The sequence below is a fragment of the Rhizobium sp. PP-F2F-G48 genome, from assembly GCF_004342335.1.
Classification (GTDB): Bacteria; Pseudomonadota; Alphaproteobacteria; order Rhizobiales; family Rhizobiaceae; genus Ferranicluibacter.
Genome location: NZ_SLVH01000008.1, coordinates 214,721 through 228,016, shown reverse-complemented (window position 1 = coordinate 228,016; position 13,296 = coordinate 214,721). Strand labels below are relative to the sequence as shown.

13 protein-coding genes are annotated in these 13,296 nt (G+C 65.5%); 6 read left to right on the top strand and 7 right to left on the bottom strand.

Going from position 1 to position 13,296, the window contains the following annotated elements:
* Window positions 1-71: 71 nt before the first annotated feature.
* Both C8J36_RS18380 and C8J36_RS18375 read right to left on the bottom strand, forming a co-directional pair.
* Complete coding sequence (locus C8J36_RS18380) at window positions 72-911, bottom strand: p-hydroxycinnamoyl CoA hydratase/lyase (RefSeq protein ID WP_132536821.1); 840 nt, start codon at window positions 909-911, stop codon at window positions 72-74.
* A 162-nt stretch (window positions 912-1,073) separates the two neighbouring features.
* Window positions 1,074-2,510 carry an aldehyde dehydrogenase gene (locus C8J36_RS18375; protein ID WP_132536820.1) on the bottom strand — a complete coding sequence of 479 codons (1,437 nt, stop codon included), beginning with the start codon at window positions 2,508-2,510 and terminating at the stop codon, window positions 1,074-1,076.
* Window positions 2,511-2,596: 86 nt separating this feature from the next.
* Between C8J36_RS18375 and C8J36_RS18370 the strand changes: the two genes are divergently transcribed.
* From C8J36_RS18370 to C8J36_RS18360, 3 genes are all read left to right on the top strand, one after another.
* Window positions 2,597-3,109, top strand: a complete 513-nt coding sequence (locus tag C8J36_RS18370; RefSeq protein ID WP_132536819.1) for a MarR family winged helix-turn-helix transcriptional regulator — start codon at window positions 2,597-2,599, stop codon at window positions 3,107-3,109.
* 196 nt (window positions 3,110-3,305) lie between these two features.
* Window positions 3,306-4,130, top strand: coding sequence for an AraC family transcriptional regulator (locus tag C8J36_RS18365; RefSeq protein WP_245506620.1), 825 nt, complete (start codon window positions 3,306-3,308; stop codon window positions 4,128-4,130).
* A gap of 99 nt (window positions 4,131-4,229) precedes the next feature.
* Window positions 4,230-4,778, top strand: a complete 549-nt coding sequence (locus tag C8J36_RS18360; RefSeq protein WP_132536818.1) for a YbhB/YbcL family Raf kinase inhibitor-like protein — start codon at window positions 4,230-4,232, stop codon at window positions 4,776-4,778.
* Between the two features lie 58 nt (window positions 4,779-4,836).
* On the opposite strand, the gene C8J36_RS18355 is transcribed toward C8J36_RS18360, so the two are convergent.
* Complete coding sequence (locus tag C8J36_RS18355; RefSeq protein ID WP_132536817.1) at window positions 4,837-5,247, bottom strand: hypothetical protein; 411 nt, start codon at window positions 5,245-5,247, stop codon at window positions 4,837-4,839.
* 443 nt (window positions 5,248-5,690) lie between these two features.
* On the opposite strand from C8J36_RS18355, the gene C8J36_RS25015 reads away from it, so the two are divergent.
* Window positions 5,691-6,203 (top strand): hypothetical protein, encoded by a 513-nt coding sequence (locus C8J36_RS25015; RefSeq protein WP_245506619.1) that lies wholly within the window; start codon window positions 5,691-5,693, stop codon window positions 6,201-6,203.
* Between the two features lie 41 nt (window positions 6,204-6,244).
* Here the strand turns inward: C8J36_RS25015 and C8J36_RS18345 are convergent, their stop codons facing one another.
* Complete coding sequence (locus tag C8J36_RS18345) at window positions 6,245-6,895, bottom strand: response regulator transcription factor (RefSeq protein WP_062597133.1); 651 nt, start codon at window positions 6,893-6,895, stop codon at window positions 6,245-6,247.
* On the bottom strand, window positions 6,892-8,328 hold the full coding sequence (locus tag C8J36_RS18340; RefSeq protein ID WP_245506618.1) for a sensor histidine kinase: 1,437 nt from the start codon (window positions 8,326-8,328) through the stop codon (window positions 6,892-6,894). The genes C8J36_RS18345 and C8J36_RS18340 overlap by 4 nt, the downstream gene beginning before the upstream one ends.
* A 220-nt stretch (window positions 8,329-8,548) precedes the next feature.
* Between C8J36_RS18340 and C8J36_RS18335 the strand changes: the two genes are divergently transcribed.
* Both C8J36_RS18335 and C8J36_RS18330 read left to right on the top strand, forming a co-directional pair.
* Window positions 8,549-8,953 carry a DUF1236 domain-containing protein gene (locus tag C8J36_RS18335; RefSeq protein ID WP_132536816.1) on the top strand — a complete coding sequence of 135 codons (405 nt, stop codon included), beginning with the start codon at window positions 8,549-8,551 and terminating at the stop codon, window positions 8,951-8,953.
* 116 nt (window positions 8,954-9,069) lie between these two features.
* Entirely contained in the window at window positions 9,070-9,315 is a 246-nt protein-coding gene (locus tag C8J36_RS18330) for a hypothetical protein (RefSeq protein ID WP_062597135.1), read from the top strand.
* Between the two features lie 48 nt (window positions 9,316-9,363).
* Here the strand turns inward: C8J36_RS18330 and C8J36_RS18325 are convergent, their stop codons facing one another.
* Both C8J36_RS18325 and C8J36_RS18320 read right to left on the bottom strand, forming a co-directional pair.
* Entirely contained in the window at window positions 9,364-11,250 is a 1,887-nt protein-coding gene (locus tag C8J36_RS18325; protein ID WP_132536815.1) for an EAL domain-containing protein, read from the bottom strand.
* Complete coding sequence (locus tag C8J36_RS18320; protein WP_132536814.1) at window positions 11,247-13,073, bottom strand: CHASE4 domain-containing protein; 1,827 nt, start codon at window positions 13,071-13,073, stop codon at window positions 11,247-11,249. The genes C8J36_RS18325 and C8J36_RS18320 overlap by 4 nt, the downstream gene beginning before the upstream one ends.
* Window positions 13,074-13,296 lie beyond the last annotated feature (223 nt).

The window sequence follows — 13,296 nt, the reverse complement described above, 5'->3', positions numbered from 1 at the left end:
CACGCGATTCTCGTCTCGTCGTCTGTCTTTTCGGGACAACCGGATTCCACTGATCCCTGACAGCTCCCGGTCTATGCTTTCGACTTCGACCGGTCGTAGGCGCCGAGACCCGGCTTGTAGCTCTTCTCGTCGATGAACTGCCGGATGCCTTCCTTGCGTCCCTCGTTGTCGTAGCTGTTGGCGGCCTCCTGCGCGCGGACGAGGTAGTCTTCCGCCTCGTCATAGGTCATGGTGCCGACCCGTCGCACGGCATCCTTGGTGGCTTTCAAGGCCACGGGGTTCTTCTTGAGAAGCACCTGTGCGACCTCTTCGACGCGGGCCTTCAACCGGTCGAGCGGCAGGGCCTCGTTGACGAAGCCCCATTCGGCGGCCTTCCGGCCATCGATGTTCTCGCCGGTGAGCGCATGGTACATCGCGTTGCGGAAACCGGTCAGCTCCAGCGCGACCTTGGTGGCCCCGCCGCCCGGCAGGATGCCCCAATTGATTTCGGAGAGACCGAATTTCGCGTCTTCCGCGGCAAACGCCAGATCGCAGGCAAACAGCGGGCCGTAGCCGCCGCCAAAGCACCAGCCGTTGACCATGGCGATGGTGGGCTTCTGGTACCACCGCAGCCGGCGCCACCAGCCATAGCTCTCCCGCTGCGCCTTGCGTGTGCCGCGCAGGCCCTGCCCTTCGGTTTCGCGAAAGTACTCCTTGAGATCCATGCCGGCGGACCAGGCTGTCCCCTCGCCGGTCAGGACGAGAACGCCGACCTCCTCGGAAAATTCGAGCTCGTCCAGCACGTCCATCATCCGCCGATTGAGGGCGGGGTTCATGGCGTTGCGCTTGTCGGGACGATTGAAACTGACCCAGGCGACCCGATCCACGATCTCGAACGTGACGGTGTCCTGCTCCTGCCGATGCAGATCCATGGCATTTCTCCTTAAGTGACGAATGACGGTCAGTGACGAACGACGGTCGTCCGATGAACGGTGTTGAAGACAGCCGACCTCCTTGAGGCTTGCCGGTTCGCAACCGGCCATACCCCTGGACGTCGTCTCGTTTGGCGCGTGTCCCGTGTCTTCCGGACGGACTCAGATCGGGAAGTGACCGCCCTCGGTCTCCAGCGTGATCCAGCGCAATTCGGTAAAGGCGTCGATGCCGGCCTTGCCGCCGAAGCGGCCATAGCCCGAGTTCTTGACGCCGCCGAACGGCATCTGCGCCTCGTCGTGGACGGTCGGTCCGTTGATGTGGCAGATCCCGGATCGGATCCGCCGGGCGACACGCAGGCCACGCGCGGTGTCGCGCGTGAACACGGCGGCCGACAGGCCGTATTCGGTGTCGTTCGCCAGAGTGACGGCGTGGTCCTCGTCCCGCGCCCTGACGATGGCAACGACCGGGCCGAAGCTCTCGTCGCGAAACAGCCGCATAGCCGGCGTCACGCCGTCCACGACATGCGCCGGCATGAGGACGCCCTGCGCGGTGCCGCCATTGACCAGCGTGGCTCCGGCGGCAACGGCGTCGTCGACAAGCGATTGCACGTGGTGGACGGTCTTGAGATCCGCCACGGCGCCGAGCGGCGCGGTTCCCGTGCGCGGATCGCCGACCTCGAGCGTTGCGACTTTCGCCTGAAAGCGGGCAACGAAAGCCTCCGCCACCGCGTCGACGACGATGATGCGTTCGGTCGACATGCAGATCTGGCCCTGGTTCATGAAGGCGCCGAAGGCGGCGGCCTTGACCGCCTCGTCAAGATCCGCATCGTCGAGGACGATGAGAGGCGCCTTGCCGCCCAGTTCCAGGAGAACCGGCTTGAGGTGCTCCGCGGCCCGCTTGGCGATGATCCGGCCGACGGCGGTCGATCCGGTAAAATTGATGCGGCGAATGGCGGGATGGTCGATCAGCGCGCCGACGACAGGACCCGCATCGGCCGCGGCATGGGTGACGATGTTGACCGCACCGTCCGGCAGGCCGGCATCGATGAAGGACGCGACGATGAGACTGTGCGTTCGCGGGCAAAGCTCCGACGCCTTGAGGATGACCGTGTTGCCGCAGGCGAGCGGCATGGCGATCGCCCGGACGCCGAGAATGATCGGCGCGTTCCACGGTGCGATGCCGAGAATGACGCCGACCGGCTCGCGAACCGTCATGGCGAGGCAGCCGGGTTTGTCGGACGGAATGATCTCGCCGCCGATCTGGGTGGTCATCGCCGCCGCTTCGCGGATCATTCCGGCGGCCAGCATGATATTGAACCGCGCCCAGCCCTCGGTTGCGCCGATTTCCGCCATCATGGCCGCGATGAAATCGGTGGCCCTCGCCTCCAGTGCCGCCGCCGCCTTGGACAGGGCCGCGCGCCGGGCATTCGGCCCGAAGCGGCTCCAGACCGCGAACGCCGCCTCTGCCTTCTCGGCAATTGCGCCGACATCGTCGACATCGCAGGCGCTTGCGACCGTCGCCACCGTGCCATCGAGCGGATTGAGCCGCTCGAACGTGGCGTGACGATCCGATCGCGTTGGTTTGTGTGCAAAATTCATGACCAGTGAGCCTCCCGTCTCATGATATGTTATATAGCATGACATTTTGATTTGAATTGGCAAGCGAAATTTTCTAGGGTCGGGACATGACCCGCATCGAAGCCGCCCCGTCGTCCGAAGACGCGTCACCGGACGTCACGCCTTCGCTCACGCCCGCTTCCACCCCCGCTTCCACGACGCCCGCCAATCCCCTCGACGACCATCTCGGCTATCAGCTTCGAAGGGCCTCGAGCTTTCTGATGGGCGTGCTCGCCCAAAGGCTTTCGCTGATCGCCCTGACCCCGAGCGAAGCGTCCGTCATCATCCTGATCGCCGGCAACGACCGCATCATTCAAAGCGAGATCGGCCGGATCCTCGGGATCCAGCGGGCGAACATGGTGCCGCTGACCGCCTCGCTGGAAAGACGCGGCCTGATCGAGCGGCAACATATCGGCGGAAAATCCTTCGGACTGACCGTGACCGCAGACGGCCGGCGGGCCGCCGAAGACGCCCAGCAGGTCATGCTGGAGCACGAACGGGAATTCTTCGGCGCCCTGCCGCCCTCGTCCCGCACGTTGCTGACGGATCTGCTCGGTGCGGTCTGGAAGAAGGGAGAGTAACGGAGAGGCGACAGACGAAGGTCCCACCGGCCCTTGACCATGGGACGGATCGCTGTTTCCCAGGCCAACGTGTTGAACCACGGAGGGCTCGGGATGCCGCCGTTCAACCCCTGTCGGCGTGTCGATGCCGTTGATCGAGGGCGCGAGAGGGTTCACAACGGGGGGAGCGCAGAGGTTTCCGTCACAAGGGTTGCCCGTGAAGCACGACAAACAGGATCAGGGCGCCGGCATGGACATGGCAGGGTCCGGCGTGTCCATTCTCTCGGTCACCCAAGCGACGTCCGCGACGTTTACGGACCTGTATTTTACACAGACCTTCCTCTTTTTCATCGAAACCGGATCGAAACGGGTGAAATGCCCGACGAACGGGGAGGTGATCGGCGAGGCGGGGGATGTGCTGATTTTCCCGCCGGGCTCCGTGGTGACCCTCGAAAATCGGCCGATCCTCAAGGCGCGCTACCGGGCCGATGGCGTGTGTTTTCCCCATGATCTGGTCGATAGGGTTTTTGCCGACCAGCCGCAGCGCGCCACTTCGCCGGGCATCCAGGTGCTGCGCGCCGCGGCGCATCGCCCGTCCGAAATCCTCGATCTCATCAAGGAAACGCTCGGCAGGGACGACCTGCCGCCGGCCATCCGGCAGCATCGGTTTCTGGAACCCCTGATCTGGCTCCGCCAGAAGGGGGTCTCCCTGCCGAAGCGGGGTGAGGAGCAGCCCTGGGGCAAGGTGCGGCGGCTGATCGAGACGGACCTCGGCCATCCCTGGCGGGTGGCGGAGGTCGCCGGACACTTTGCCATGAGCGAGGCGAGCTTTCGCCGATGGCTGGCGAGATCGGGGCCCGGTTTCGCCCGGATCCTGTTCAACACCCGCCTCGAGAAGGGCCTGACCCTGCTGCAGTCGACGGATCTTCCGATCTCGCAGATCGCGCTGGACTGCGGCTTCAAAACCCCGTCGCATTTTTCCGACTCCTTTCGAAAAAGGTTCGGCATTACGCCGCGCATGATCCGATTCGCGGAGGAATGATCGTTTTTCGATAGTCTTTGAGCGCTCGCCGGAAGCGCGACGACGGACGGCGATCTATCGAAGACAGCATGATCAATCGTCTCGAAAGGACATATCATCATGCTGAAGACCGCTTCTCTCGCCGGCGTGCTGCTGGCAACCCTGATGGGCACCACGGCCAGCGCGCAGGACTTCAAACTGTCCAGCACGTCCATTGCCGAAGGCGCGCAACTTGCCTCCGACTTCGTCTTCAAAGGCTTTGGATGCGACGGCGGCAATCGCTCGCCGCAACTGTCCTGGTCCGGCGCGCCGCAGGGCACGAAGAGCTTTGCGATCACCGCCTATGATCCGGATGCGCCGACCGGCTCGGGGTGGTGGCACTGGAACGTCGTGAACATCCCGGCCTCCGTGACCTCCCTCGCCCTGGGCGCGAGCGGGGGCAAGACAATGCCGGCAGGGGCGGTCGAGATCACCAATGATTACGGCGTGGCCGGCTTCGGCGGCGCCTGCCCGCCTCCGGGCAACGTCCACCGCTACGTGTTCACGGTGCACGCCCTGTCGACGGAGCGTCTGGACCTGCCCGACAACGCCAGCAATGCGCTGGCGGGCTTCATGATCGGCGCGAACACGATCGGCAGCGCACGCATGACGGCGGTCTACAGTCGCTGAGACGAGGATCGCGGGCGGGGACCGTCGATGAGGCGACATCGACGGCCCTGGCCGGCGGCTAGTGATAGTCCGGCAGGCTGGCGAACAGTCTTTCCACGGCGGAGGCCAGGGTTTTCGTGGGGTTGGCGGCGCAGTAGGTTCGGACGTGGCGCAGGATCGAGGCTTCCGAGACGGTGGCGATGTCGCGCTGCCGTGACGGATCGCCGACGGGGTCCGCATTCGAACCGCTGATGAAGCCGGAGCTCCAGGCCGTGACGATGCGATCGAAATGGGCGTCGCCGAGCATTTCGATGGTGGCCGCGCAGGAACTGGCGCCGATCCCGACATCGCTCGGCGCGTGCGCCGCAAAGCTGCCGATGGCGTAGCTCATGCCGATCAGGACCGTCAGGCCGCCGGCAGCCCGCTTGAGCCGCAGCCCTGGCAGGCGGCGTTTGGCAGGCGGTTTCTGATCATTGAACGTGTCGGTCATAGCGTTTCTCCAAGCCCGATATGACGCTTGGAAGATGAACCGGGACTGAATCCGGGGGGACATCGAGGGTTTACACCCGATCGGCGGCGGCGGGCTTGCGTCCTCCGCCCTGTCTTAAACGGGCATGTCTTACGCGGGCGAAACCGATCGGGATCGCCGCACGTCTTTCCTTACAGGCCGCGCACTGTTCGACCGGTTGCGCGTGCGGTCCGCGACGGTTCCGGGCCGGGACTTCCGTCCCGTCCGGCATCAGACCTTGGTCGGGCGGGGACGGTCTTTGGTTGGATGCCGGCCCGCAAATGGAACCATGGGCATCGCAGAGGCTTCAAACGGAACCCCTATAATGGGGCATGGCAGGATGAGACGGCGTTCCCGGTGTAGTCCAAGCACGGCTGCGGGACGTAGGATGGCAAAGATCAGGATGCGCCGGGATCCGGAGAGAGATGATGAACCGAAATCTGTATCTTGCCGGCATGCTGGGTTGTCTTCTGGCCGTGGCCCCTGTCCGTTTCGCGCTGGACAGCGCGTTCTCGTTCGACGCTGCCGCGACCTTTGCCAAGGACGGTAACAATGGCGGCGGGAATGGTGGCGGCAACGGGGGCGGGAACGGCGGAGGCAATGGCGGCGGCAACGGGAACGGCGGCGGGAACGGCAATGGCGGCGGGAACGGCGGTGGTCGGGGCAATAACGGCGCGGCGGGCAGCAGGACCGGAGGAAACAGCAATGCGGAAGCCGGTCCTTCCACCCGGGCGCCGGCCACCAGCCTCCCGGCCTTCACGAGGCCGGAGGATGACGGGACCGATGGTCAGGCTTTAAGCGTTCGCCACCGCAACGGATTTCGGGAACAGCTCGCCCGTGGGCGCTACGTGATGCGCGACGCGCAGGGGCGCATCGTCGTCGATCGCCGCGCGACGCGCGCGGATCGCGACCGGTTGAGGCGGCTGGCGGCCCGGTGATGTCAGAGGCGACGGTTGCGACGGTCGATCCGCCACCGTCATCAGCGCGAAAGATGCGCATCCCGCATGGCAAGCGCTGCCTCGGTGCGGTTCTTCACGTTCAGTTTCACGAAGATCCGCGTCATATGATGCTTGATGGTCTTTTCATGCAGGTTGAGGTCGCGCGCGACCATCTTGTTGCTGAGACCGGAGGCGACGAGCTTCAGCACGTCCTGCTCCCGCGCCGTCAGGCTGGCCAGCGCGTCCTGATCGGCGGGCTTGGCATGCGCCTCGGTCATGTCGGCGACCAGCTTGAAGGAGAGCGCCGGCGCGATGTAGCTTTCGCCAGAATGGACGGTGCGGATGATCTCGGCCAGCGTGCGCGAGCCCACGCCCTTCAGCACGTAGCCCTTGGCGCCGCGCTGGATGGCGGTCTTCAGATCGTCGGCACTTTCCGACACGGTCAGCATGATCAGAATGCGCGTCGGACAGTCTTCCAGGATCGGCTCGATCGCCTCCAGCCCGCCGCCGGGCAGCGAAATGTCGAGAAGCATGACGTCGGGGGCGCATTCGCGTGACAGCCGGACGGCGTCGGCGCTGCTGCTCCCCTCGCCGACGATCCGAAAGCCGCCGATTTCATTGAGGCTGCGGCTGACCCCCTCGCGAAACAGCGGATGATCGTCCACCACGGCAATGCTGATCGTCTGCGTCATATCTGTTCCCCCTCCTCCAGCGCGAGGCGCATCGTGACAATGGTGCCTTGCGGCGTGGCCTGTATATTGAACTGACCGCCAAGGCTTTCAATCCGTTCGCGCAGGCCCGCAAGCCCGAGACTTCTCGGCTGGACCGCGGACGGGTCGAACCCCGCCCCCTGGTCGGCCGTCTCCACGGTCACCGTTCTCCCGGTTACATCGAGCCGCACGCTCTGCCCCTTGGCATGCGCATGCCGATAGCCGTTGTTGAGCGTTTCCTGCACGAACCGGTAGACGCAGATCCGCATGGCCGTGGAGAGCGCCGGCAGCTCGGCCGGCGTCTCCTGCACGAGCGCCACCCGCGCGCCCGTGCGCTGGCGATAGGCGCGGACGGCGCGCTCGACGACCTCGTGGACCCCGAGCGCCTCGATATCGGGAAGGACGAGGCCGGTGCAGATGCTGCGGATCTCGCGCATGGCCTCGTCGAGACTGTCCTTGATCGCGGTGATCTCCTGCTCTCGTCGACCGCGCGATACCGAAGGATCGAGCAGCACCTCGCTGTCGATGCGCAGCCCGGCAAAGGCCACCAGTTGCGCCGGCCCGTCATGCAGGTCGGCCCCGACGCGGCGGAGAAAATTCTCGTTGAGCGCGGCGGTGCGCTGCGAGGCGCGTTGCACGCGGGCGCTCAGCGCCTTGTTCTGGGCGAGAAGCGTCGAGAGTTCCGAAATCCGATCGGCAAGCGCCACGCGCTGGCGCTCGATCGTCCGGTTGCCGCGAAACACGATGAGCGACAGGACGCTGAAGAACAGCAGGGTCACCAGAATGACCGCGGCCCATGTGGAAAACCGGGCCGTCTGGATATCGTTCTCGAATTCGTTGGACACTTCGTAGAATTCGAGAACGGCGACGATTTCGCCCGACCAGGGCTGCAGCACCGGATTGTAGATCTCCAGGAGCCGCTTGCCCGTCGCCTTCTCCGCCAGGCTCTCCGGGTCGTCCGCATGGTCGAAATGCGCGACGATGGCGCCGGAGAAGGCGCGCTGCAGATCGGCGCTCGGCGCGAATGTGCGGCCCATCAGCGCCTTGTCGTTGGAGTACAGCACGGTGCCGTCCTTGCGCCACAGCCGGAACGAGATCAGCCGCTGTCCGAGCGCGCCCTGGCTCAGGGTCTCGTCCAGCGCCCGCTCCACGGTTTCGTCCAGCGCGACCGTGGTCTTCAGATCGGGGAGGATCGGCGCGATGATGCTGTCGACATAGAGCGCGGTTGCCGCGGCGGAATTGCGGGTCACGGTCGCTTCGATCAGGTTGGTGACGAAGGCCCCCACGAGCCCGATCGCAACCAGGGCCACCGCCCCGCCGGCGATGAAGAACTGCCGCGCGAGCGACTGCGCATTCCAGCGATCGGTCATTTTCCGGATCTGGTCCCGGATGGTGCTGTACGTATATCGGCGCATGGGTCCTCAACATCCGCCGGCGGCGGCCGGCATGTCAGTGGACGATTACATGGAATGCGGTCGTCCCAAGGCAAGCGCAAGCATCTCCCCGCGCGATATCTGTTCGCAGCGGCGCCCGTGGGACCAAAGTCGGAGGCCGGAGGGCAAAGGTCTGAGCGGCGGAACGGGGTGGTGCGAACCCCGTTGAGGGGCATCGCAACGACCAGAAAGGATGGATCTCATGAAAAATCTCCTCATCGTCACGACCGCTCTCTTCGGCCTCGCGGGCGGCCTTGCCGGCACGGCCCAGGCGCAGGAGGGCACGGTGACCGGTGCCGCCGGCGGCGCGGTTACAGGTGCCGTCGTCGGAGGCCCGGTCGGGGCCGTCGTCGGTGGTGCCGTCGGCGCCATTGCCGGCACGGCCATCGATCCGCCGCCGGCGCGCGTCGTGCAGTATGTCGAAAGCCAGCCCATGCCCGAACAGCATGTCAGCATCCAGCAGGACATCGTCGTCGGCAAACCGCTCCCGCGCGAGGTCGTGCTGACCCCGGTCGCCGACGACCCGACCTATGCCTATACCGTCGTCAACGAACGCCGGGTCATCGTCGACCCGCAGACCTACACCGTGGTTCAGGTCGTTGAATAAACGCACCTGATCGCCTCGTCTCCCCGCCGCCGTTGAACCCCCTGCGGGCGGCGGGAACCCCCTGCGGGCGGCGGGGAAACGAGCGCGGACCAACCTTTTGAGAAAGCAGACCTGTCATGGCCAAGGACGAGAAAAAAGACCCGTTTCAGGAGATCGAGAAGTTCCATCTCCTGCACGAGGCGCAGCTTCTGGCGCTGGTCGCCACCTTCGAGCAGACGGGGACGCTGAAGGGCGACCACTACAAGGCCAATGTGCTCGCGCTCTCCGAAACCTTGAAGGGCACGCCGAATTACGGCGTCGCCGACGCGCTCGTCGCCTTTTCCAGCCAGCTCGGCACCGACAAGGCTGCGGTTCGCAAGTAACCGCCGACGCTTTTCCGTCTCCGGCGCACCGGCGCTCGCCCTGTCACATCAGGCCGCATGCTGCCGGCCTGCGCCGGCAAGGTTCAGGATCTTTTCCACCTCGCCGCGCGAGCAGGGCCTGTGGAACAGGAACCCCTGGAGCTGGTCGCAACCGACCGCCTTCAGGATATCGTGCTGCACCACATCCTCGACGCCCTCCGCCGTGATGGTCAAGCCCATGGCCAGTCCGAGGTTGACGATCGATCGGATCATTCTGTCGGCATCCGGCTTGGTGGTCAATGCGCTGACGAAGGAGCGGTCGATCTTGAGCTTGTGGAAATTGAGGCGCGAGAGATAGCCGATACTGGCATAGCCGCTGCCGAAATCATCGAGCGCGAACCGGAATCCGGCGAGCCGCAGCACCTCGACCTGGGCAAGGAACGAGGCGGTATCGTTCGTCATGGCCGTCTCTGTGATCTCGAACTCGATCTTGTCGGGCATGACCCCCATGTCGCGCGCAAGCGTCAGCACGGTCGCGGCGAAATCCGGCCTGGCGAACTGCAGAACGGAGAGGTTGATCGAGGTGGTAACGTCAGGCCACGCCCGTGCGTCCGCAAAGGCCGTTCTCAGAACCCAGTCGCCCAGTTCGCCCATCAGGCCGTTCTTCTCGGCGATCGGCACGAAGATGTCCGGCGAAATGGGGCCATAACCGTCATGCTGCCAACGCAGCAGCGCCTCGACGCCGGTCACCGTCTTGCCGTCGATGCACATCAGCGGCTGGTAGAACAGACAGAGCCCTTCCGTCTCGATGGCGGCTTTGAGGTCGCGCGCCATCATCTGGTCGTGCAGGAAGATCCGGTCGAGATCGGGATCGAAGGCGCGGGCGACGCCGCGGCCCGCATCCTTGGCGACGTAAAGCGCGACGTCCGCCTGGCGCATGAGCTCGGGCAGATCGGTCTCCGCGCCGTCGCTCTCGCGGGAATAGCCGATGGAAAACGGCACCGGCAGATGATGCGCGCCCGTGACGAACGGCGCCTCGGCCATGGCAAGCACGCGGGCCAGCAGCGGTTCGAGCCGCGCCGTCTCGCAGACGATGGCGAACTCGTCCCCGCCCAGACGGGCGACGAAACCCTCGTCGAGGACCGCCGCAGACAGCCGCCGGGCGACCTCGCAGATCAAGAGATCGCCGACGCCATGGCCGTAGGTGTCGTTGACCCGCTTGAAGCGGTCGAGATCCAGATAGAGAAGCGCAAGCCTCGCGCCGCTCGCCCTCGCGCGGTCACGGGCCAGGTCGAACTGTTCCTGCAGCCCGGTGCGGTTCAAAAGCTTCGTCAGGGAATCGCGGCGGGCGGCCCGGTGGGCGGAGGCTTCGCTCGCTCGCAGCGCCTGGTTCAACGCCTCCAGCGCCTCGACCTGGGCCGCAAGTTCGCTCGCGATCCGGCTGTCGCTGGTCCAGCGGTTGACGAGCGTGGTCGCCATCTGGCGCACCTCGTCCGCATCGAAAGGTTTGACGAGATAGAACAGCCGGTCGAGCGTTCCCACCACGCCGGCGATCTCGGCCGGACGATGGTCGGAATAGCCCGTGACGATGACGATGTTGATGACCGGCTCGATCGCCCGGATCTGCCGGGCGGCTTCGACGCCGTCGATGCCGGGCGGCATGCGTACGTCGAGAAACACGACGCCGAAGGGCTGACCGGCGGCCTTGGCCGCGCGCACGGCCTCGACGGCTTCTTCGCCCTGGCGGCAGGTGACGATCTCGTCGATGACGCCGATGCCGCCGGCAACCGGCTCGTCGCCGAAGAGGTCGGCGGACAAGGCGTCGTAGTCGCTCGCCTCTTCGTCCCCGGCCGATGCGACGAGGTCGGCGAAGATCCGCCGGTAGGCATCGAGAATGCCCGCCTCGTCGTCGCAGATCAGGATCCGGCGTTTGCCGTGTGTCGGTGATACGGTCATGCTGCGTCTCGTCTTGATAGAGCGGCCGGCAGGGTGATCCTGAAGGTGGCGCCCTGCTGCGGCCCGTCGCTTTCGACCGACAGGCGGCCGCCCATGGCATTCACGGCATTGGCGCACCAGTGCAGGCCGACGCCGCGCTTGCCGCCGCTCTTGGTCGAAAAGCCCTTTTCGAACAGCCGGTCTCGGTTCGCAGCGTCGATGCCGACGCCGTCGTCGCTGACGGTCAGCTCCACGCTCCCTGTCCCCGCACCATCGGTGATCGACCGTGCGGCAATCCGCACCGTGCCGGCGCCCTTGCCGGAGGCGTCGATCGCTTCGGCCGCATTGACGATCAGGTTGCCGAAAACCTGTTCGAGCGGAACCCGATGGCCGAGGGCTGCAAGGCTCTCGAGATCGCCGACATCGACGGCGATGCCATCGCGGCGCTCGATGAGCGGCAGGGCATTGCGCAGCGAGGCGGCGAGATCGACCGTATCGAGCACGCGTTCCCGCTGGGCCGAACGGTCCTGGTCCTTGAGGATATCGTCGACATGACGCAGCATGGAGACGAGCGAGCCCACCTCCTCCTGCCGCGCCCGGTCCTCGTCCATCAGCCGGGCCGACGACAGGGCGACGAACTGCTGAAGCTTGGCCGCACGGTCGGGCGCGAGCCCGTCTTCGCCGAGCTGGTCCAATGCCTTGGTCAGGTTCTGCTTCCATGGTGCGGCATTCGCCTTGGCAAGGCCCCAGGCGACGACGGAAATGGGGCTCAGCGCATTGCGCACATTGTGGAGGAGACCGGCGGCCTCGTCGGCGGCGCCATGGTCGTAATCCTGCCGCCGCAGCTTTGCCCGGAGGTCATCGAGCTGCCGGGCCATCGCGTTGAAGGACACCACGGTTTCGCTCAGCTCGTCGCCCTTGCCGTCTTCCCGCATCGGATCGAGATGACCGCTCGCGGCAACCGACAGGAGGTGCGAGCGCAGCGTCTCGATGCGGCGGATGACGATGAGGCGCAGGATGACGCCGAGGGCGATCAACAGGATCGTCGCGCCGGCCAGCAGCAGGAGCAGCGTCGTGAGGATGGTCTGTTCGCCGACGGCGGTGATGTCGCGCGGCGTGTGCGACCGGATCATCGCCAGGGCCCGGCCATCGGGCCCGAGCAGCGGATCGATCTTGTCGACCGTCCGGCCGCTCTCGGACATCGGCCGCGTCGGGAAGGACGAGGTCGCCACCAGATCGAAATCGACGCGCGTCGCCGAGCGGATCGCGTCCATGTCGAGAAGCCGGCCGAGGACGAGCGTTCCGGCGCGGATGCCGGACCTGTCGGAGCGCAGGATGGGCGAATAGCCGATGACGGCGAGGCCTTCCGGCGTCTGCATCAGCGAGGAGCGGATGGCCAAGCCCTGCGGCTCGGTCAGGAACGGGCTGTTTTGCGGCAGGCGCGTCGTCGGCAGGAGTTTCACCGGCCGGGGCTCGTCTGCGTCGTCCTGCGCAAAGCCGCTGTCGAGCACGACCTGCCCCGCGGTATCGATCGCGACGAAGAAGGTGACGCCGAGTGTCTTCAGCGAGTCCGCGGTGACGTTCTTGTCCTGATAGTCGGGCCCGGCACCCTTCATGAAATCGTAGGTATCGTCCCAGATGGCATAGTCGCCGGCACTGTTGGCGACCTGATCCTTCTGCAGCTGGATGGCTTCCAGCACGCGGGTCTGGTTGCGCTCGGCGGCCTGCTCCTCGAGAGCGGAGAAGCTGGGGAGCACGGCGAGCCGCAGCGTGGCGAAGTTGAGAACGGCGGAAACCGCGACGACGCCAAGCAGGGCAACGTTCAATTTGGTGACGAGACGCATGAAAGATTCCTTTGGGACATCCTTACATCGTCTTCGTAAAGCCGCGGTTGCGGATGGTGGTTAACGCGATTTTTCGGTCCGGCGGCTGGCGCGGTTTACCGGCGTTATGTTCGAACTTCCTGACCGATCCAGCCGCAAAACCGCGGACTTCCAAGGCGCGTCAGACTTAAGTCCTAAGTCCCGGTGCCCCGGCATGGACTGAAGTCCCGAGCCGGAACCAACA

Coding starts and splice junctions, on each gene's coding strand:
- C8J36_RS18380 (WP_132536821.1), bottom strand. CDS start 911: ATGGATCTGCATCGGCAGGAGCAGGACACCGTCACGTTCGAGATCGTG.
- C8J36_RS18375 (WP_132536820.1), bottom strand. CDS start 2,510: ATGAATTTTGCACACAAACCAACGCGATCGGATCGTCACGCCACGTTC.
- C8J36_RS18370 (WP_132536819.1), top strand. CDS start 2,597: ATGACCCGCATCGAAGCCGCCCCGTCGTCCGAAGACGCGTCACCGGAC.
- C8J36_RS18360 (WP_132536818.1), top strand. CDS start 4,230: ATGCTGAAGACCGCTTCTCTCGCCGGCGTGCTGCTGGCAACCCTGATG.
- C8J36_RS18355 (WP_132536817.1), bottom strand. CDS start 5,247: ATGACCGACACGTTCAATGATCAGAAACCGCCTGCCAAACGCCGCCTG.
- C8J36_RS25015 (WP_245506619.1), top strand. CDS start 5,691: ATGATGAACCGAAATCTGTATCTTGCCGGCATGCTGGGTTGTCTTCTG.
- C8J36_RS18345 (WP_062597133.1), bottom strand. CDS start 6,895: ATGACGCAGACGATCAGCATTGCCGTGGTGGACGATCATCCGCTGTTT.
- C8J36_RS18340 (WP_245506618.1), bottom strand. CDS start 8,328: ATGCGCCGATATACGTACAGCACCATCCGGGACCAGATCCGGAAAATG.
- C8J36_RS18335 (WP_132536816.1), top strand. CDS start 8,549: ATGAAAAATCTCCTCATCGTCACGACCGCTCTCTTCGGCCTCGCGGGC.
- C8J36_RS18330 (WP_062597135.1), top strand. CDS start 9,070: ATGGCCAAGGACGAGAAAAAAGACCCGTTTCAGGAGATCGAGAAGTTC.
- C8J36_RS18325 (WP_132536815.1), bottom strand. CDS start 11,250: ATGACCGTATCACCGACACACGGCAAACGCCGGATCCTGATCTGCGAC.
- C8J36_RS18320 (WP_132536814.1), bottom strand. CDS start 13,073: ATGCGTCTCGTCACCAAATTGAACGTTGCCCTGCTTGGCGTCGTCGCG.